Raw genomic sequence first — 18,251 nt, forward strand, 5'->3', positions numbered from 1 at the left:
CGTCCACTGTGCAGTTCTCAAACAACGACCAACCACCCATCACCCCCACCATTCAGTGGAGTTCACTGGGGCCGGCGACCGAAGACACAACCATTTACGGCCGTACCTTCAGATACCCAACAGCGTGCCCGGCCCTCCCCATCACCCCGTGTCGCGTTCCACGCTCCGAAGAGCAGTACTAGCGGCCCGAGTCGACCGGAAGTGCCGAATAGTCAACGTTCCACCCATGAGCTGACCGTGCAGAACATGTGTCTGCAATCGGTACTGTGCTCCTTAGAAAGGAGGTGATCCAGCCGCACCTTCCGGTACGGCTACCTTGTTACGACTTCGTCCCAATCGCCAGTCCCACCTTCGACAGCTCCCTCCCACAAGGGGTTGGGCCACCGGCTTCGGGTGTTACCGACTTTCGTGACGTGACGGGCGGTGTGTACAAGGCCCGGGAACGTATTCACCGCAGCAATGCTGATCTGCGATTACTAGCAACTCCGACTTCATGGGGTCGAGTTGCAGACCCCAATCCGAACTGAGACCGGCTTTTTGAGATTCGCTCCGCCTCACGGCATCGCAGCTCTTTGTACCGGCCATTGTAGCACGTGTGCAGCCCAAGACATAAGGGGCATGATGACTTGACGTCGTCCCCACCTTCCTCCGAGTTGACCCCGGCAGTCTCCTGTGAGTCCCCATCACCCCGAAGGGCATGCTGGCAACACAGAACAAGGGTTGCGCTCGTTGCGGGACTTAACCCAACATCTCACGACACGAGCTGACGACAGCCATGCACCACCTGTATACCGACCACAAGGGGGCGACTATCTCTAGCCGTTTCCGGTATATGTCAAGCCTTGGTAAGGTTCTTCGCGTTGCGTCGAATTAAGCCACATGCTCCGCTGCTTGTGCGGGCCCCCGTCAATTCCTTTGAGTTTTAGCCTTGCGGCCGTACTCCCCAGGCGGGGAACTTAATGCGTTAGCTGCGGCACCGACGACGTGGAATGTCGCCAACACCTAGTTCCCAACGTTTACGGCGTGGACTACCAGGGTATCTAATCCTGTTCGCTCCCCACGCTTTCGCTCCTCAGCGTCAGTAATGGCCCAGAGATCCGCCTTCGCCACCGGTGTTCCTCCTGATATCTGCGCATTTCACCGCTACACCAGGAATTCCGATCTCCCCTACCACACTCTAGCTAGCCCGTATCGAATGCAGACCCGGGGTTAAGCCCCGGGCTTTCACATCCGACGTGACAAGCCGCCTACGAGCTCTTTACGCCCAATAATTCCGGACAACGCTTGCGCCCTACGTATTACCGCGGCTGCTGGCACGTAGTTAGCCGGCGCTTCTTCTGCAGGTACCGTCACTTTCGCTTCTTCCCTGCTGAAAGAGGTTTACAACCCGAAGGCCGTCATCCCTCACGCGGCGTCGCTGCATCAGGCTTTCGCCCATTGTGCAATATTCCCCACTGCTGCCTCCCGTAGGAGTCTGGGCCGTGTCTCAGTCCCAGTGTGGCCGGTCGCCCTCTCAGGCCGGCTACCCGTCGTCGCCTTGGTAGGCCATCACCCCACCAACAAGCTGATAGGCCGCGGGCTCATCCTTCACCGCCGGAGCTTTTAACCCCTCAAGATGCCCTGAGGAGTGTTATCCGGTATTAGACCCCGTTTCCAGGGCTTGTCCCAGAGTGAAGGGCAGATTGCCCACGTGTTACTCACCCGTTCGCCACTAATCCACCCCGAAGGGCTTCATCGTTCGACTTGCATGTGTTAAGCACGCCGCCAGCGTTCGTCCTGAGCCAGGATCAAACTCTCCATGAATGTTTACCCGCAATCGGGTGCACACATCACGTAAGAGCGGGACGGAACCACCGGAATAAGGCGGCCCGTCCACAGCGTCCTCGCTGTGTAATCGCCTGACGACCACGAGGGCCGGCAGGACTTTTCAAAGGAACCTCGTCCCACCGAAGTGGAGACGGGGTTGTCAATCTGGCGTTGACTTTTGGCACGCTGTTGAGTTCTCAAGGAACGGACGCTTCCTTTGTACTCACCCTCTCGGGCTTTCCTCCGGGCGCTTCCCTTCGGTATTTCGTGTTTCCAGCTTAGCAGACCCGATTTCTCGTTTCCGCCACCCGCTGGAGCAGGCATTTCGCTTTCCGGCCGTATCGGCTTTCGGGCGATTCAGACTCTAGCAAGTCTTTTCCGTCTTCCTGACCACCGTCTCCGCACACAGGCGCAGTCGGAAATCCGGGTTAGGATCGGGACTTGGTAGGTGCCGCCGACCACCGAATCACAGTGTCGTGATGGGGTCAGGCAGGAGTACGACAGTACAGGCCCACCGGGAGTTGAGGCAAATCGTTTCCGGTGTGCACCTAGGTCCGCCAACCAGTACCTGTCGTGCGGAACCGGGACTTCTTATGACTTACCCTTCTGAACAGTACGCCGTCCAGGACAGGTAGTGACGGCGACACTTGAAGCTCCGCCCCTGGGAGGCTCCCCATGACTAGCGTGACGTCCCCACTTGCTGGACAGGCCATTGGGCTCGCGGCAGTGCCCGACCCGGTCTTCTCCGGCGCGATGGTGGGCCCCGGCACCGCTATTGATCCCGTACGTGAGCCGTCAGTGGCAGTGGCGCCCGTGGAGGGCGTCGTCGTGTCCCTGCACCCGCACGCCTTTGTTGTCGTCGACAGCGAGGGCCACGGTGTGCTGACGCACCTCGGAATCGACACCGTTCAGCTCAACGGCGAGGGCTTCGAGCTCCTCGTCAACAAGGGCGACACCGTGACGCGCGGCCAGGAGGTCGTGCGCTGGGACCCGGCCGCCGTCGAGGCCGCCGGAAAGTCCCCCATCTGTCCCATCGTGGCTCTCGAGGCCACCGCTGACTCCCTCTCCGGTGTCGTCGAGAGCGGCGACGTGAAGGCCGGCGACGCGCTCTTCAGCTGGCGGTGACGCCGGCGCCGGCATGACGGCGCGCCAGACGGACAATCACGGCGGCGGCACTGACCGCCGCACCTATCGGAGACGGTGAGATGGAGACAACGCTGCGAGGCGTCGGCGTGAGCCACGGTGTGGCGATCGGCGAGGTTCGGCACATGGGTACGGCGGTCCTCGAACCGCCTGCCAAGCAGATTCCCGCATCGGAGCACGGGCGCGAACAGGGGCGCGCCCGCCAGGCCGTGGAAGCTGTGGCGGCCGACCTGATGGCGCGGGGCAACCTGGCCGGCGGTGAGGCGCAGGCCGTGCTCGAAGCCCAGGCGATGATCGCTCAGGACCCCGAGCTGATGGCCGATGTCGACCGGCGCATCGTCGTCGGCAGCACGGCCGAGCGCGCTGTGTACGACGCCTTCTCGCACTACCGCGAACTGCTCGCGGGTGCCGGTGAGTACATGGCGGGACGCGTCGCCGACCTCGACGACGTACGGAACCGGATCGTGGCGCGCCTGCTCGGCGTGCCCATGCCGGGTGTGCCGGACAGCGACGAGCCGTATGTGCTCATCGCCCGGGACCTCGCACCCGCCGACACGGCGCTGCTCGACCCGGCGCTGGTGCTGGGTTTCGTGACCGAGGAGGGCGGGCCGACCAGTCACAGCGCCATCCTGGCGCGCGCGCTCGGTGTTCCCGCGATCGTGGCCCTGCCGGGCGCCGGTGAGCTGGCCGAGGGCACGCTGATCGCGGTCGACGGCAGCACGGGCGAGATTTTCGTGGACCCGAGCCAGGAGAAGCAGGCCGAGATGGAGCGGGCCGCGGCCGAGCGCAAGGCGGCGCTGTCCGCCTCGTCCGGTCCGGGTGCCACGTCGGACGGCCACAAGGTTCCACTGCTCGCCAACGTCGGCGGTCCCGCCGACGTCCCGGCCGCGGTGGAGGCGGGCGCCGAGGGCGTCGGTCTGTTCCGTACCGAGTTCCTTTTCCTCGACGACTCCGCCAAGGCGCCGTCGCGGGAGAAGCAGGTCGAGGCGTACCGCAAGGTCCTTGAGGCGTTCCCCGAGGGGCGCGTCGTGGTGCGTGTCCTGGACGCGGGTGCCGACAAACCGCTGGACTTCCTGACTCCGGCCGACGAGCCCAACCCGGCGCTCGGCGTGCGTGGGCTGCGCTCGCTGCTCGACCACCCCGAGGTGCTGCGCACGCAGCTGATCGCGCTTGCCGAGGCCGCCGAGGGGCTGCCCGTCTACCTCGAGGTCATGGCCCCGATGGTGGCCGACCGTACGGACGCGAAGGCGTTTGCCGACGCGTGCCGCGAGGCCGGGCTGCGCGCGAAGTTCGGCGCGATGGTGGAGATCCCCTCCGCCGCGCTGCGGGCCCGCTCGATTCTGCAGGAGGTCGAGTTCCTTTCGCTCGGCACCAACGACCTGGCGCAGTACGCCTTCGCGGCGGACCGTCAGGTGGGCGCGGTGTCCCGGCTCCAGGACCCTTGGCAGCCCGCGCTGCTCGACCTGATCGCCATGTCGGCGGAGGCCGCGAAGGCCGAGGGCAAGAGCTGTGGTGTGTGTGGCGAGGCTGCCTCCGATCCGCTGTTGGCCTGTGTCCTGACCGGTCTCGGGGTGACCAGCCTTTCGATGGGCGCGGCGTCCATTCCGTATGTGCGGTCGACGCTGGCGAAGCACACGCTGGCGCAGTGCGAGCGCGCTGCGTCGGCGGCTCGCGCGGCGGACACCGCCGAGGACGCGCGGAGCGCCGCGCAGGCGGTGCTGTCCGGCGAGTGACGACCGGCCGATGGCTGGGGACCGGTGTGAACCGGTGTGAGAGGGGCTTCCCGTCGCGGGTGCGGCGGGGAGCCCCTTTCCTTTCGCGGGGCCCGTCTTCCGTCAGCGATGGCTGATGACTGTCGGGGATGACGGCCGGGCCTCAGTCAGTGGTGGCTGTCGGGCTGCTCGATGGGGAAACCGGCGCGGTATTCGACGTCGGGTTCCGGGGGCACCGGGTCGCCGGTCTCGGCATCGGTGCAGTAGGCGCTGAAGACTTCGGCCTCGGTCAGCGGATCGAGCCGGTCGTGCAGCAGGCGCCAGCCGTACAGCCGGTCCGGGGTGCCCGGTTCGGTCGTCCGCAGGACCAGGCCACCGGTGCCGCGCAGGGCGATGCCCGCCGCGAGGACGGTCACGAACTCCGCGGCGTCGGTCTCCTCCAGACGCACCGGGTCATGTCCCTGCCGGTGGGCGTGCAGGACGGTGATGAGCTGCTCCTGTCGCGCGGGGATGCTGCACACCAGGTGGTGGGCGCCGGGGCCGGCTGCTTCCAGGAGGTTCAGCAGGAGCTGGGAGGCCCGGTCGAAGGCGGCCCGCCCGATGTCCTGTCCGCAGTCGGCGCACTCCCCCGCCTCGGCCAGGATGAGTGTCGCGTACTCCCAAGTCGCCTTGCGGGCTGCCTTGTTGATGAGTTGCGGAACGAGGCTGTCGATGGGTTGGCCCGCGTAGGCCACGCAGGCGCCGCCCGCCGCCAGTTCGGCCGTGAAGCGCGTACGGCTTTCCGCTGTGTCCGGGTCGAGGCCGCGTGACGTACAGAAGTCGCTGAACTCCTCCGGGTCGAAGAGCGCGACCGTCGTATGCAGGCCCCGGGCGGCCAGCGAGCGCAGGAATCCTTCGACTTGACGCAGGTAGGCGGTGTGGTCGTCGAAGGTGAAGGATCGGTATCGGGTCATGGCCGTGAAGTCGTGCGCGTCGGCGATCAGGCCGACGGTGCCCGGCATTTCACGGCGGAGTGCCCGCCGGACGGTCTTGATGGGCTGGGTGTGCGCCATGTTTCCCCCTGAGCACGGTGTCGATCAATGCTCACTCAGCGTAACCGGCGCCACTGACAGTGGCGTTCGGTCGGGGTGGGGCCGGGCCAGGCGGTACTGGGTCAGACAGCCGGCCACGATGACCGCGGAGAAGGCGATCCAGCCGGCGGGGCCGGTCGCGACGGCGGCGGTGACGGCGAGGGGGCCGAGGCTGCGTTGAACGGACTGGGCGAGTCCGTGGACACCGAGGTAAGCGCCTTGGGCGTGGTCGGCCGCGAGGGCGATCGAGAGTTCCCAGGAGATGGTCGCGTGGATGATCTCGGCGAGGGTGAAGGCGACCGTCGCGGCGACGAGGAAGGTGACGGCGAGCGTGGCGCCGTGCGCCGCGGAGGCCGCGATGGTCACTCCCGCCACGGCGAAGACCACGGAGAGCGGGAGCAGCAGGCGGCGCGCGGCCTGCGTGGTGGCGCCGAACCGGGCCAGGGGCACCTGGAGCCCCACCACCATCACGTTGTTGATCACCATGAGCAGGGGGACGAGGCCGGTCGGCGCGTCGGTGCCGTGCACGGTCCAGAGCGGCAGGCCGATCTTGAACACCGCATCGTCGAGGAAGACGACGGTTTCGGTGGCCACGAATGCCAGATAGCGGCGGTCGCGCCAGGGGTTGGCCAGCTGCGCCTTCGCCGTCGGATCGGTGGACTTGGCGACCGTGCGGCCGGGTGCCTGCGGTTCGGCGCACAGGCCGGTGATGACGGCGGATCCGATGAACGAGACGGCGTTGCCGGCCAGGAGCCACTGGTAGGAGGCGGTCGAGCCGATGGCCAGGGCCCCCGCGGCGGCGAGGCCGCCGACGGCCCAGCCCGCGTTGGCGACGGTCCGGCTGACGGCCTGGTAGCGCACGCGCTCGGGCCCGGCGATCCGGGCCGCGTACAGCTTCGTGAGGACGTTGGCCGAGCGGTCGCCGAAGCTTCCGGCGGAGGCGAACACCAGCAGCAGGGCGAAGTCATGAGTGGTCAGGAGCGCGAACGCGGCTACGGCGCGCAGCATTTGAAGACCGATGAGCACCCGTGTGTCGGGGAGCCGGTCGGCGATGCGGCCGCCTACGGGCGCCCCGGCGATGCCGACGGCTCCGGACACGGCGACCAGGGTGCCGATCTGGGCGAGCGAGAGCCCGGCCACGTAGCTGAAGTAGAGGACGCTGACGGCCTCCCACAGGCCGCTGCCGGTTCGGTCGACGAAGGCGACGGACAGCATGCGACGGCCGTCGACGCCTCCTGGCACGCGTTCCCACAGTGCGGCGCGGCTCCAGCTCATGGGTCCCCCTTGACGAGATTTATGTATCGATACATAATTCTTAACGTGGTGACACAATATTCGATCTCCGGTACCACCGCCAAGGGCATTGCCGCGTCCGTCGAGGCCGCGGTCGCGGGCGGCGACTTGGGCCCGGGTGACGCGCTGCCTCCCGTACGGCGGCTGGCCGAGGAGCTGACGGTCAGTCCGGGCACGGTGGCGACCGCCTACAAGGAGCTGCGTCGGCGCGGTGTGGTCGTCACCCGGGGCCGGGGCGGGACGGTGGTGGCCGCCGCGCCGGCCGTCGCCTCCCGGCGGCCGCCCAAGGTGCCCGCAGGGCTGCGGGATCTGGCGGGTGGTCATCCCGACGCGGCGTTCCTGCCGGACCCGCCTGCGCTCGTCGCGCCTTCCACCGGCCCGCGCTCGCACCGCTCCACGCCCCGGCTGCCGCGGCTGGAGGAGCGGGTGCGTGCCTGGTTCGACGCCGACGGCGTGCCCTGCGAGTCCGTGACGTTCGCCCACGGGGCGCTCGACTGCGTCGCGCGGCTGCTGACCACGGAGCTGCGCCCCGGGGACGCGGTGGCGATGGAGGACCCCGGATACCACCATCTTCTCGACCTGTTGCAAGCCATGGGGCTGCGCACCATCGCGGTCGGGGTCGACGACGAGGGGATGCGGCCGGACCTGCTGCGCGACGCGCTGCGGGCCGGGGCCCGCGCCGTCGTGTGCAGCCCGCGAGCGCAGAACCCCTACGGGGGGTGCTTCTCGCCGGCGCGGCGCGATGAGCTGGTCGAGGTGCTGCGGCAGGCACCCGATGTCCTCGTGATCGAGAACGACCACGCCGCCGAGATCGCCGGAGCGGAACTCAACTCCCTCACCACGGGCGGGCTTACGCGCTGGGCACAGGTGCGGACCGTGACGAAGTACCTGGGCACTGATCTGCGGTGGGCGGCCGCCGCGTGTGATCCGGTGACCCTGGCGCGGCACGACGGGCGGCTGCTGCTCACGTCCGGATGGGTGAGTCATCTGTTGCAGGCCGCCGTGCTGACGCTCATGGACGACCCCTCGGCGCAGCTCCTGGTGGCGCGGGCGGAGGTCGCCTATGAGCGGCGGCGTACCGCGTTCGTCAAGGAGCTCGCGGAGCGCGGGATCGTGGCGCACGGTGCGAGTGGGATGAACGTGTGGGTGCCGGTGCGCGACGAGTCGGCCGTGGTCAACGGGCTGCGCACGCGCGGCTGGTGGGTGGCGGCCGGGGCCCGCTTCCGGATGGCGGCGGCGCCTGGCGTACGCGTGACCGTGGCCGGCCTCGGGACCTCACGAGCGGCCGGGCTGGCCTCGGACTTCGCCGACACGCTGAGCGAGTCCGAGGCCACCTATGGAGGGTGATCAGCCGCGCTTGCGGGCGATGTCCTCGTAGAAACGCAACAGGTCCAGGTTGTCCACCGAACCGGGGTTGACGGCCTTGTCCAGAGCCGCGCCTTGGAGGAGGCGCTTGACGGGCACCTCGATGCGCTTGCCGGTCAGGGTGTGCGGGACGCCGGGCGCCTCGATGATCTCGTCGGGGACATGGCGCGGGGAAAGCTGTTCGCGGATCGCCAGCTTGATCTTCGTACGGAGGGCGTCGTCCAGGACGGCGCCCTCGGCGAGGTGCACGAACAGGGGCATCCAGTAGCCGCCACCCGGTTCCTCCAGGCCGATGACCAGGGACTCACGGATCTCCGGCAGCCGTTCGACGACCTCGTAGATGTCGGCCGAACCCATGCGCACACCCTGGCGGTTGAGGGTGGAGTCCGAGCGGCCGTGGATGATCACCGAGCCGTGGTCGGTGAGGGTGATCCAGTCCCCGTGCCGCCACACGCCGGGGAACATCTCGAAGTAGCTGTCGCGGTAGCGGCTGCCGTCGGGGTCGTTCCAGAAACGGGTGGGCATGGACGGCATGGGGTTGGTGACGACCAGCTCGCCGACCTCGCCGATGACGGGCCTGCCCTGGGCGTCCCAGGCCTGGAGGTCGGTGCCGAGGCAGGGCGCCTGGAGTTCGCCGATGTGCACGGGAAGCGTCGGGACCGCCCCCGCGAAACAGGAGCAGACGTCGGTGCCGCCGCTGACCGATGCGATCCACAGGTCCTCGCGCACCTCGTCGTGCAGCCAGCGGAAGCCGTCGGGCGGCAGCGGCGAGCCGGTGGTCGCCACACCCTTGATACGGGACAGGTCGAAGTCGCGCCCCGGGTGCACCTCGGCCTTGCGGCAGGCCATGACGTACGCGGCCGACGTGCCGAACAGGGTGGCGCCGGTGCGCTCCGCCACGCCCCACTGCGCGCCCGTGTGGGGATGGCCGGGGCTGCCGTCGTAAAGGATCACAGTGGTGCCGGTGAGCAGGCCGGAGACGAGGAAGTTCCACATCATCCAGCCGGTGGAGGTGTACCAGAAGAAGCGGTCCTCGGGGCCGAGGTCGCAGTGCAGGCCGATCTGCTTGAAGTGCTCGAGGAGGATGCCGCCCTGGGACTGCACGATGGCCTTGGGCAGACCCGTCGTGCCGGAGGAGTAGAGCACCCACAGGGGGTGGTCGAAGGGCACCTGCTCGAAGACGGGTTCGGTTTCGCCCGCCGTCAGGGCGGACCACTCCAGGGTGCCTTCGGGGGCCGGGGTGCCGAGCAGCGGGACGTGCACGACGGCGCGCAGCGTGGGCAGTTCGCGGCGGAGCTCGGCCACGACGTCGCCGCGGTCGTGCTCCTTGCCGCCGTAGCGGTAGCCGTCCACGGTGAACAGGACGACCGGCTCGACCTGCTGGAAGCGGTCCAGGACGCTGCGGGCGCCGAAGTCGGGGGCGCAGGAGGTCCACACGGCGCCGACGGCCGCCGAGGCCAAGAAGGCGGTGACCGCCTGCGGGACGTTGGGCAGATAGCCGCTGACCCGGTCGCCCGGCCGCACCCCGATGGCCCGCAGCTCCGCGGCGAGCGAGCCGACCTGGCGGCGTAGCTCGGCCCAGCCGGTCTCCACGGGTTCGTGCATCTCGTCGACGTGCAGCAGCGCGGGCTCGCCGGCCCGCGCGGGGTCCTCGGCGGCGCGCAGCGCGTGTTCCGCGTAGTTCAGGGTGGCGCCCGGGAACCACTGGGCTCCGGGCATCGTTCGATCAGCAAGGACAGCTTCGTACGGGGAGGAGAAGCGGATGTCGAACCACGCGGCGACGGCTTGCCAGAAGGTGTCGAGTTCGGCGACCGACCAGCGGTGGAGAGCCGGGTATCCGCCCTCGGCGGGCGCCCCGTAGCGCTCGGCGGCCCAGGCCTGGAAGCGGGTGATCCGCGCGGCGGCGATGCGGTCGGAGTCCGGCTGCCACAGGGGCGCGGGCTGCGGATCGGGGTTCGCTGCAGAGGTCATCGGTCGGCTCCCGGGCTGTAACGCGTGGTGTGCGTGTTTCCCGCGCACACGCGAGGGGGTGTGCGCGTGAGGCGGCTGCAAGGGACGATGCCATGTGATCGTCTTCCGCACCAGGGTGGGCCGCCGCCTCCGGCCCGAACCCGGCCCGAGACGCCCCACCCGGGGCGGACTGTGCGCGGGCTTCGGGGCGCCGCCCGGGGCGGACTGTGCGCCGGCCTCGGGGCGCCGCCCGGGGCAACGGGCACGCGATGTGGACGCGCGGGCCAAGGCGCCACCCCGGGAAGCGGGCCCGCGTGACCGGACGCGCGGGTCGGAGCCGCTGCCCCGGACGCGGGTCGAGTCGCCGCCCCCAGACGAGCGGGTCGAGTCGCCGCCCCCCGATGAACGGCGTCACGGTCGGGCGCCCAAAGGTCACCACGGTCGGTGCTCCGGGGTACCACTGACCGGGGGCACCTTCGCCGGACGTGTGCCGGGCGCGTCCGGGGTGGCGGTCTTCGGGGGCGCCGTCAGTGTTCGGCGTGGCGCCTTGGGTGAACGGCGGTTGAACAGACCGCGCACGGGGCTGTCCGGGTGGCAGGGTGAGCGCCATGAACGGCGATGGCCTGGTGCGCTCGGTGAAGTCGGTCGGTTCGGTGCGCGGGTTGCGGGCGCTGCGCTCGGCCCTGCTGCGGCGCCGGGCGGACGCGCGGGACCTGCCGGCGCGCGGTCCCGAGCGCGCTCGGGTGCCGGGGGCGGTGACCGGGGCCGAGCCCGGGCCGGGCGGCGGTGTCGTGCGGTTCACGCGTTCCGCGCTCGAGGTGCGGGTCTCGGGGGGCGGCACGGTGTTCTGGGGCTGGGACGGCGCGGGGCCGGAGCCGTCGTACGCCCTGGACGGCCGGGCCCCGGAGCCGGACGGGCGGGCGGCCCTCGAACCGGACAAGGACGGCGGCTGGCGGGTGGTGTCCGAGCGGATGACCGTGGTGATCTCCCGGCACGGAGCCGTGGAGGTGCGCACCCCGGGCGGCGGGGTGCTGCGCCGCGAGCTGCCGCCCCGGTGGTGGGAGCCGGTCGGCGGCGGCCGGGCCCGCTGGGTGCAGCGGTCCGAGGTGGCGGCCGACGCGCGGTTCTTCGGGCTGGGCGGGCGCGCGGCCGGACCCCGGCTGCGCGACGGTTCGTACCGCCTGTGGAACACCGATCCCGGCGGCGGTTTCGGCCCCGACGACGACCCGCTGTACATCACGATGCCCGTGCAGCTGGTGGTGGCGGACGCGGGGACCCATCTCGCCTTCTACGACAACACCTGGGACGGCCGGGTGCTGCTGCGTGAGGGAGAGGAGGGCGCGGGCTCGGGCCACGACCGGCCGGGCGGCAGCGAGTTGCGGATGGAAGGAGGACCGCTGAGATGCTGGATGGTGGCGGGCACACCGGCCCGGGTCCTGGCGGGCTGGACGACACTGACCGGCGCGCCCGCGCTGCCGCCGGCCTGGGCGCTCGGCCACCAGCACGCCCGCTGGGGTTTCGGCAGTGAGCGCGAGGTGCGGCGGATCGTCGCCGGGTACACCGGGCGCGGCCTGCCGCTGTCCGCGCTGCACCTGGACATCGACCACTACGACGCCCACCAGGTCTTCACCGTGGACCGGAGCGCGTTCCCCGATCTGCCGCGCCTGGCCGAGGACTTGGCCCGCGACGGGGTGCGGCTGGTCTCGATCGTGGATCCCGCGGTGAAGGCCGAGCGGGGGAACGCGGTGTACGAGAGCGGTCTTGCCGCCGGGGCGTTCGTCAAGGACGCCCAGGGGCGCGAGGTGCGCGGCCAGGTGTGGCCCGGCGAGTGCGCCTACCCCGACTTCACGGACCCGAGGACCCGCGCCTGGTGGGGCGGCCTCTACCAGGAACGGCTCGACCAGGGCTTCGCCGGCGTGTGGCACGACATGAACGAGCCGGTGTCCTTCGCCCCGTTCGGAGACGCGACGCTGCCGAGGTCGGCCCGGCACGATCTGGAGGGCCGGGGCGGCGATCACCGCGAGGCCCACAATGTGTACGGGCTCACCATGGCCCGGGCCGGTCATGAGGGACTGCGCGAACTGCGCTCTGAAGAGCGGCCGTTCTTGTTCTCGCGGTCCGGCTGGGCCGGGATGCAGCGCTACGGCGGCACCTGGTCCGGTGACGTCTCGACGGGCTGGCCCGGGCTGCGCGCCTCGCTGGCCCTGGTGCTCGGCCTCGGCCTGTGCGGAGTGCCGTACTCGGGGCCCGACGTGGGCGGCTTCACCGGCAGCCCTTCGCCCGAGCTGTACCTGCGCTGGTTCCAACTCGGCGCCTGGCTGCCCCTGTTCCGTACGCATGCCGCGAAGTGGGCGGGGCGGCGCGAGCCGTGGGAGTTCGGCCCGGCGGTGCTCGAAGGCGCCAGGGCCGCGCTCGCGGAACGCCGGCGGCTGCACCCGTACTTCATGACGCTGGCCCAGCTGGCCCGGCTGACCGGGGCTCCTTACGCACGCCCGCTGTGGTGGGGCGCGCCGGGCGACCGGGCGCTGCGCGACTGCGAGGACGCCTTCCTGCTCGGTGACGCGCTGCTCGTGGCCCCGGTTCTGGAGCGCGGCGCGGACCGGCGGCCGGTGCGGCTGCCGCGCGGGCGGTGGTACGACACCGCGACGGGCGAGGTGCACGAGGGCCCGGGCCAGGTGCTGTTGCCCGCTCCCCTCTCCCGTATCCCGGTGCTGGCCCGGGCGGGTTCGGTGATCCCGGTGCAAGGTGAGGACGGCGGCCTTGAGCTGGAGGTGTGGGCGCCCGCCGCCGGCCATACGGGCGGCGGCCTCCTGGTGCGGGACGCGGGGGACGGCTGGGAGCACGCGGCGGTGGAGCGGTTCTCGACGCGGGTCGTCAAGGGCGAGGTCGTGGTGGAGCGGACCGGCGCGGGCGCGGACGCCGAGGTCGGCCATCCGGTGCGGGTACGCGGGGTGGCGCCCTGAGCCCGCCGACCGACCGGGGTCAGCCGGCCGGGTGGCCGCCACGGCCGTGGGCGTACTTCCCCGCGAACCACGCGCGGACCGCATCGGTGTGCAACGGGAACGCCAACTCGGCCGGTTCCCACAGCGCTTCCCAGCCCGCGCTCTCCTCGGTCGCTGCCGATGGCGGCAGGTCCGCCGCCGCGCGCGCGGGCAGCAGGCCGAACACCAGCAGATGCGCGGGCGAGCTCAGCACGTCCGCGAGACGCACCTCATCGGCCCGCGCCTCGATGCCGGTCTCCTCCCTCAGTTCGCGTACCACCGCCTGCTGCCAGCTCTCGCCGTGATCGACGAAACCGCCGGGCAGGGCGAGGCCGCCGCGTTGGGGCTCGATGGTGCGGGTGATGACCACCAGGCCGGCCCCGTCCGCTCCGGTGACGGGCAGCAGGGCGACGGCCACGGGAAGCGGGTTGCGGTAGGCGACCGTGCCGCAGGACGCGCACGAGCGGGGCCAGCCACGCGGCGCCTCGTACGGGGTCCCGCACGCACCGCAGTGGGAGTCGGCCAGGGGCTGCTTCGGGGTGGCACTCACGCGCGGACTCTAGCCGACCCGTCCTTCCCCGCAAGCGCCCTCCTCACAAGCACCTTCCCCGCAAGCGCCTTCCCCGCAAGCGAGTTGAGCTGATAAAGGGTGTGCACATGACACTACGTACCGGACGACGAGGCACGGCCCACCGGGCGCCGTCACGGATGCTGCGCGCGCTCATGGCCGCAGCCGCCACGCTGCTCACCGTCACCGCGCTCGCCCCCGCCGCGCACGCGGCACCGCGGCCGAAGGCGCCCAGACAGTTCGTGGCGCTGAGTTCGGTCGATCCCACGATCATCCAGGAGATGCGCTACGTCACCGCGCACGACTTCGTGGGCGAACCGATCGACGGATACCGCCGGCCGCTGTGCCTCCTGACACGGCCGGCCGCCCAGGCCCTGCACCGGGCCCAGCAGTCGCTGCTGCGGCAGGGCTACTCCCTCAAGGTCTACGACTGCTATCGGCCGCAGCGGGCCGTCGACCACTTCGTGCGGTGGGCGAAGGACCTTCACGACGAGAGGATGAAGGCGGAGTTCTACCCCCGGGTCGACAAGTCGAGGCTGTTCGCGGACGGGTACATCGCCGCGAAGTCCGGCCACAGCCGGGGCAGCACGATGGATGTGACGATCGTCAGGCTGCCCGCGCTCCCCACCCGGCCCTACCACCCCGGGCAGCCGCTGGCGCCCTGCTACGCGCCGCGCGCCGAACGGTTCCCGGACAACTCCCTCGACATGGGCACCGGGTTCGACTGCTTCGACACCCTGGCGCATACCGACGATCCCCGCGTCCAGGGCGTCCAGAAGGCGAACCGGCAGTTCCTCAAGCGCACCCTGGAGGCGCAGGGCTTCGTCAACCTGCCCGAGGAGTGGTGGCACTTCACGTATCAGCCGGAGCCCTTCCCCGACACCTATTTCGACTTTCCCGTGGCGTGGTGGCCGGTGGCGGGGCACTGACTCGCGGGTCGTTCCGCTTGGCCGGACCAGTCCGGATCATCACCTCGTCATGGCCGCTCCGGCGCGTATCACCTTCGGTTCCGGATGAGGCTGGAGCGGGTGTCCGGAGCCACCCCCGTGGGTCCCGGGCACCCGCTCTGTCCTCTCGGACGCCAAGCAGCCGTATCCGGTTCTCCGCGAAGCGATTAGGTTCTGCCGCATGACCAAACCCCGGTTCGATTCGTACGAGGAATTCTGGCCCTATTACGTGGCGATGCACTCCAGGGCCGCCACGCGCTGGGTGCATCTGACCGGCACCCTCACCGGCCTCGCGATCAGTGCCTACGGGCTCGCGCGGCGACGCGGCCGCCTGATACTCGCGCTGCCGCTCATCGGATACGCGACCGCCTGGCCCGCGCACTGGTTCATCGAGGGCAACAACCCGGCGACCTTCGGCCACCCCGCCTGGTCGCTGCGGGGCGACCGGCAGATGATCCGCATGATGCTGGCCGGCCGCGACCGCGAACTGGGTGAGATCGCCGCGAAGTGGCTCGCGGACAACCGGTGAGCCACGGGGGCGGCCGCTGACCCGGGTCCCGGCACCTCCCGTCCCTCCCCATCCTCGGCCGTCCGTGGCACACTTCTGACGATCCGTCAGCAAGCCGTATGGGGAGGGGCCTTGACCGACGCACGAACGCACAGACCTGTGGTCGCGGGCTGGTTCACCGAGGCGGGGGGCCAGGACTTCCGGCTGCTCGGCACCCGCTGCGCCGCCTGCGGCTCCTTCTTCTTCCCGCGCGAGGACGCCTTCTGCCGCAACCCCGCCTGCGCGGGCGGCGAACTGGCGGAGGTCCCCCTGTCCCGGCGAGGCCGTGTGTGGTCGTACACGGACGGCCGCTACCGTCCCCCCGCCCCCTATGTGTCCGACCCCGATGTGGCCTGGGAGCCCGCCACCCTCGTCGCCGTGGAGCTCGCGGCCGAGCGCATGGTGGTGCTCGGCCAGGCCGCACCCGGCGTCAGGACGGCCGACCTCGCGGTCGGCATGGAGGTCGAGGTGGTGCCCGGCGTCTTGAACGAGGACACGGAAACCGTCTGGACCACCTGGCACTGGCGGCCCGTGGAGGCGACGGCATGAGCGAGGACATCGCGGTCCTCGGGGTGGGAATGCACCCGTGGGGCAAGTGGGGACGGAGCTTCGTCCAGTACGGGACGATCGCGGCCCGGGCGGCGCTCGCCGACGCCGGGATCGAGTGGTGCGACGTGGACGCGGTGGTCGGCGCGGACACCGTGCGCGGCGGCTACCCCGGATACGTGGCGGGCGCGACCTTCGCGCGGGCGCTCGGCTGGCAGGGCGCCCGGGTCACGAGCGTGTACGCGGCCTGTGCCTCCGGCGCGCAGGCGGTCGGCGCGGCGCGGGCGCAGATCCTGGCCGGGCTCGCGGACGTGGTGCTCGTGGTGGGGGCGGACGCCGCGCCGAAGGGATTCTTCGCCCCGACCGGCGGGGAGCGTCCCGATGATCCGGACTGGCTGCGCTTCCGGGTGCTCGGCGCCACGAATCCCGCGTACTTCGGCCTCTACGCCCGGCGCCGCATGGCTCTGCACGGTGACACCCTGGAGGACTTCGCCCGCGTCAAGGTGAAGAACGCGGCGGCCGGCGCGCTCAACCCGAACGCCCGCTACCGCAAGGCGGTCAGTGCCGAGGAGGTGGCCGCATCGGCCGTGGTCGCGGACCCGTTGCGCCTGCTGGACATCTGCGCCACCTCGGACGGGGCCGCCGCCCTGGTCCTGACCAGCATGAATGTCGCCCATCGGCACGGCGTCAGCGACCCGGTCCGTATCCGCGCGCTCTCCACGGTGACCCCCACCTACCCCAGGGCGGTGCTCGACCTGCCCGACATCGCCACCGACTCGGCCACCGCCGTCGAGCCCGCGTCCCGGTCGTTCCGGGCCGCCATCGCGCACGCCGCCTACGAGGAGGCGGGCATCGGCCCCGAGGATCTGTCGCTTGCCGAGGTGTACGACCTGTCCACCGCGCTGGAACTGGAGTGGTACGAGGACCTGGGGCTGTGCGGCGCCGGGGAGGGGGCCAAGCTCCTGCGGGAGGGGGCGAGCGCGCTGGGAGGGCGCGTGCCGGTCAACACCAGCGGCGGGCTCGCGTCGTTCGGCGAGGCCGTGCCCGCCCAGGCGCTGGCCCAGGTCTGCGAGCTCACCTGGCAGTTGCGGGGCACGGCGGGAGCCCGGCAGGTCCCCGGGGCACGGGTCGGCGTCACCGCGAACCAGGGCCTTTTCGGGCACGGCTCGGCGGTGGTGGTGGTCCGCTGAGGGGCGCGCCACCCCGCCCCGGCCGCTTCCGCTTACGCAGCCCTTCGAACCAGGGGATCCGGGCCAGGGCGCGGGCGTCCGGGGTTCAGGTGGCGGCCGGCTGGCGGGACTTCGCGGACATCGCGAGGGCGTGCTCGACCACGCCCACCAGGATGTCCTTGACCGATTCGCGCTCGCGCGCGTCGCACAGCAGGAGCGGGACTTCGGGGTCGAGGTCGAGGGCCGAGCGCACGGTGTCGGCGGGGTAACGGGTGGCGTCGTCGAAGCAGTTGACGGCGACGGTGAACGGGATGCCGCGCCGCTCGAAGTAGTCGATGCCGGCGAAGCAGTCCTCCAGGCGGCGGGTGTCGGCCAGGACGACCGCGCCGAGCGCCCCCTGCGCCAGCTCGTCCCACAGGAACCAGAACCGGTCCTGGCCCGGCGTCCCGAAGAGGTAGAGCACCAGGTCCTCGCGGAGCGTGATGCGCCCGAAGTCCATGGCCACCGTGGTGGTGCTCTTGGCCTCCACGCCCGCGATGTCGTCGACCGGGCGGCCCGCCTCGCTGAGGCGTTCCTCGGTCCGCAGGGGCCGGATCTCGCTCACCGCGCCGACCAGGGTGGTCTTGCCGACGCCGAATCCGCCCGCGACGAGAATCTTGAGCGTCACCGGATCGACGTGCCGCCTCTTGCGGCTAGAGCGCCCGAAGGCCATTGATCACCTCGCGGAGAAGGGACTCGTCCGGCAGCTCGGCCGGCGGGACGGGTCGGGTTACGTGCACCAGGGCGTCGGCGACGAGATCGCCGACCAGCACCCGGACCACCCCGACCGGGAGGTCGAGGCCTGCCGCGAGTTCGGCGATCGACTGCGGTGCGTCGCCGCAGCGTTCGACGATCTCGACGTGTTCCGGGGAGAGCGTCTGGTCGCGGCCCGGGTCGTCGGCGGCGGGTTCCGGGACGACCACGGCGATCAGGTCGAGGCGGTGCTGGCCGGCGCTGGTGGTGCGCCCGCGCGTCATGGCGTACGGCCGCACCACGGGCCCCGCGTCGTCGTCGAACCAGTGGAGCGGGCGGCCGGGGACCGCCGACGGGTCCCCGGTCCCGCTCCCGGCCCGCCGGTCCGTGTCCCTCATCGCGTCCCCGCCCATGACGTACCC

General features: G+C 70.7%; 14 protein-coding genes and 1 rRNA gene. 8 read left to right on the plus strand and 7 right to left on the minus strand.

Features of this window, described 5'->3' with window-relative positions:
- Positions 1-277: 277 nt before the first annotated feature.
- Positions 278-1,803: ribosomal RNA gene (locus tag ABR738_RS07740) — 16S ribosomal RNA — on the minus strand.
- A 678-nt stretch (positions 1,804-2,481) separates the two neighbouring features.
- Between ABR738_RS07740 and ABR738_RS07745 the strand changes: the two genes are divergently transcribed.
- Together ABR738_RS07745 and ptsP are read left to right on the plus strand one after the other, a co-directional pair.
- Complete coding sequence (locus ABR738_RS07745) at positions 2,482-2,931, plus strand: PTS sugar transporter subunit IIA (protein ID WP_350229233.1); 450 nt, start codon at positions 2,482-2,484, stop codon at positions 2,929-2,931.
- An 80-nt stretch (positions 2,932-3,011) separates the two neighbouring features.
- Positions 3,012-4,682: a phosphoenolpyruvate--protein phosphotransferase gene (gene ptsP, locus ABR738_RS07750; protein ID WP_350229234.1), complete on the plus strand. Its 1,671-nt coding sequence runs from the start codon at positions 3,012-3,014 to the stop codon at positions 4,680-4,682.
- Positions 4,683-4,828: 146 nt separating this feature from the next.
- Here the strand turns inward: ptsP and ABR738_RS07755 are convergent, their stop codons facing one another.
- The gene (locus ABR738_RS07755; protein ID WP_350229235.1) at positions 4,829-5,713 is read right to left on the minus strand and encodes a DUF8829 domain-containing protein; all 885 of its coding nucleotides are present in this window, start codon (positions 5,711-5,713) and stop codon (positions 4,829-4,831) included.
- 24 nt (positions 5,714-5,737) lie between these two features.
- Positions 5,738-7,006 (minus strand): MFS transporter, encoded by a 1,269-nt coding sequence (locus ABR738_RS07760; RefSeq protein WP_350229236.1) that lies wholly within the window; start codon positions 7,004-7,006, stop codon positions 5,738-5,740.
- Between the two features lie 45 nt (positions 7,007-7,051).
- On the opposite strand from ABR738_RS07760, the gene ABR738_RS07765 reads away from it, so the two are divergent.
- Positions 7,052-8,371, plus strand: a complete 1,320-nt coding sequence (locus ABR738_RS07765) for an aminotransferase class I/II-fold pyridoxal phosphate-dependent enzyme (RefSeq protein ID WP_350229237.1) — start codon at positions 7,052-7,054, stop codon at positions 8,369-8,371.
- On the opposite strand, the gene ABR738_RS07770 is transcribed toward ABR738_RS07765, so the two are convergent.
- Positions 8,372-10,360, minus strand: coding sequence for an acetoacetate--CoA ligase (locus ABR738_RS07770; RefSeq protein ID WP_350229238.1), 1,989 nt, complete (start codon positions 10,358-10,360; stop codon positions 8,372-8,374).
- Positions 10,361-10,947: 587 nt separating this feature from the next.
- Between ABR738_RS07770 and ABR738_RS07775 the strand changes: the two genes are divergently transcribed.
- Positions 10,948-13,302: a glycoside hydrolase family 31 protein gene (locus ABR738_RS07775; protein ID WP_350229239.1), complete on the plus strand. Its 2,355-nt coding sequence runs from the start codon at positions 10,948-10,950 to the stop codon at positions 13,300-13,302.
- 19 nt (positions 13,303-13,321) lie between these two features.
- Here the strand turns inward: ABR738_RS07775 and ABR738_RS07780 are convergent, their stop codons facing one another.
- A complete protein-coding gene (locus tag ABR738_RS07780) occupies positions 13,322-13,870 on the minus strand; it encodes an NUDIX domain-containing protein (RefSeq protein WP_350229240.1) in 549 nt (182 codons plus the stop codon).
- A 107-nt stretch (positions 13,871-13,977) separates the two neighbouring features.
- On the opposite strand from ABR738_RS07780, the gene ABR738_RS07785 reads away from it, so the two are divergent.
- From ABR738_RS07785 to ABR738_RS07800, 4 genes are all read left to right on the plus strand, one after another.
- The gene (locus ABR738_RS07785) at positions 13,978-14,817 is read left to right on the plus strand and encodes a M15 family metallopeptidase (RefSeq protein ID WP_350229241.1); all 840 of its coding nucleotides are present in this window, start codon (positions 13,978-13,980) and stop codon (positions 14,815-14,817) included.
- 199 nt (positions 14,818-15,016) lie between these two features.
- Positions 15,017-15,364 carry an Mpo1-like protein gene (locus ABR738_RS07790; RefSeq protein WP_350229242.1) on the plus strand — a complete coding sequence of 116 codons (348 nt, stop codon included), beginning with the start codon at positions 15,017-15,019 and terminating at the stop codon, positions 15,362-15,364.
- Between the two features lie 138 nt (positions 15,365-15,502).
- Positions 15,503-15,931, plus strand: a complete 429-nt coding sequence (locus ABR738_RS07795; protein ID WP_350234474.1) for a Zn-ribbon domain-containing OB-fold protein — start codon at positions 15,503-15,505, stop codon at positions 15,929-15,931.
- Entirely contained in the window at positions 15,928-17,118 is a 1,191-nt protein-coding gene (locus ABR738_RS07800) for a lipid-transfer protein (protein WP_350229243.1), read from the plus strand. The genes ABR738_RS07795 and ABR738_RS07800 overlap by 4 nt, the downstream gene beginning before the upstream one ends.
- An 85-nt stretch (positions 17,119-17,203) precedes the next feature.
- Here ABR738_RS07800 and ABR738_RS07805 read toward each other — a convergent pair whose 3' ends face one another.
- Positions 17,204-17,809 carry a GTP-binding protein gene (locus ABR738_RS07805; protein WP_350229244.1) on the minus strand — a complete coding sequence of 202 codons (606 nt, stop codon included), beginning with the start codon at positions 17,807-17,809 and terminating at the stop codon, positions 17,204-17,206.
- Entirely contained in the window at positions 17,790-18,242 is a 453-nt protein-coding gene (locus ABR738_RS07810) for a DUF742 domain-containing protein (RefSeq protein ID WP_502964210.1), read from the minus strand. The genes ABR738_RS07805 and ABR738_RS07810 overlap by 20 nt, the downstream gene beginning before the upstream one ends.
- Positions 18,243-18,251 lie beyond the last annotated feature (9 nt).

The organism is Streptomyces sp. Edi4, from assembly GCF_040253615.1.
Lineage (GTDB): Bacteria > Actinomycetota > Actinomycetes > Streptomycetales > Streptomycetaceae > Streptomyces.

Bases quoted from the DNA above. Each gene is read 5' to 3' on its own strand.
- ABR738_RS07760 (WP_350229236.1), bottom strand. From the start codon at position 7,006: ATGAGCTGGAGCCGCGCCGCACTGTGGGAACGCGTGCCAGGAGGCGTC.
- ABR738_RS07790 (WP_350229242.1), top strand. From the start codon at position 15,017: ATGACCAAACCCCGGTTCGATTCGTACGAGGAATTCTGGCCCTATTAC.
- ABR738_RS07770 (WP_350229238.1), bottom strand. From the start codon at position 10,360: ATGACCTCTGCAGCGAACCCCGATCCGCAGCCCGCGCCCCTGTGGCAG.
- ABR738_RS07805 (WP_350229244.1), bottom strand. From the start codon at position 17,809: ATGGCCTTCGGGCGCTCTAGCCGCAAGAGGCGGCACGTCGATCCGGTG.
- ABR738_RS07745 (WP_350229233.1), top strand. From the start codon at position 2,482: ATGACTAGCGTGACGTCCCCACTTGCTGGACAGGCCATTGGGCTCGCG.
- ABR738_RS07810 (WP_502964210.1), bottom strand. From the start codon at position 18,242: ATGGGCGGGGACGCGATGAGGGACACGGACCGGCGGGCCGGGAGCGGG.
- ABR738_RS07800 (WP_350229243.1), top strand. From the start codon at position 15,928: ATGAGCGAGGACATCGCGGTCCTCGGGGTGGGAATGCACCCGTGGGGC.
- ABR738_RS07755 (WP_350229235.1), bottom strand. From the start codon at position 5,713: ATGGCGCACACCCAGCCCATCAAGACCGTCCGGCGGGCACTCCGCCGT.
- ABR738_RS07775 (WP_350229239.1), top strand. From the start codon at position 10,948: ATGAACGGCGATGGCCTGGTGCGCTCGGTGAAGTCGGTCGGTTCGGTG.
- ABR738_RS07785 (WP_350229241.1), top strand. From the start codon at position 13,978: ATGACACTACGTACCGGACGACGAGGCACGGCCCACCGGGCGCCGTCA.
- ptsP (WP_350229234.1), top strand. From the start codon at position 3,012: ATGGAGACAACGCTGCGAGGCGTCGGCGTGAGCCACGGTGTGGCGATC.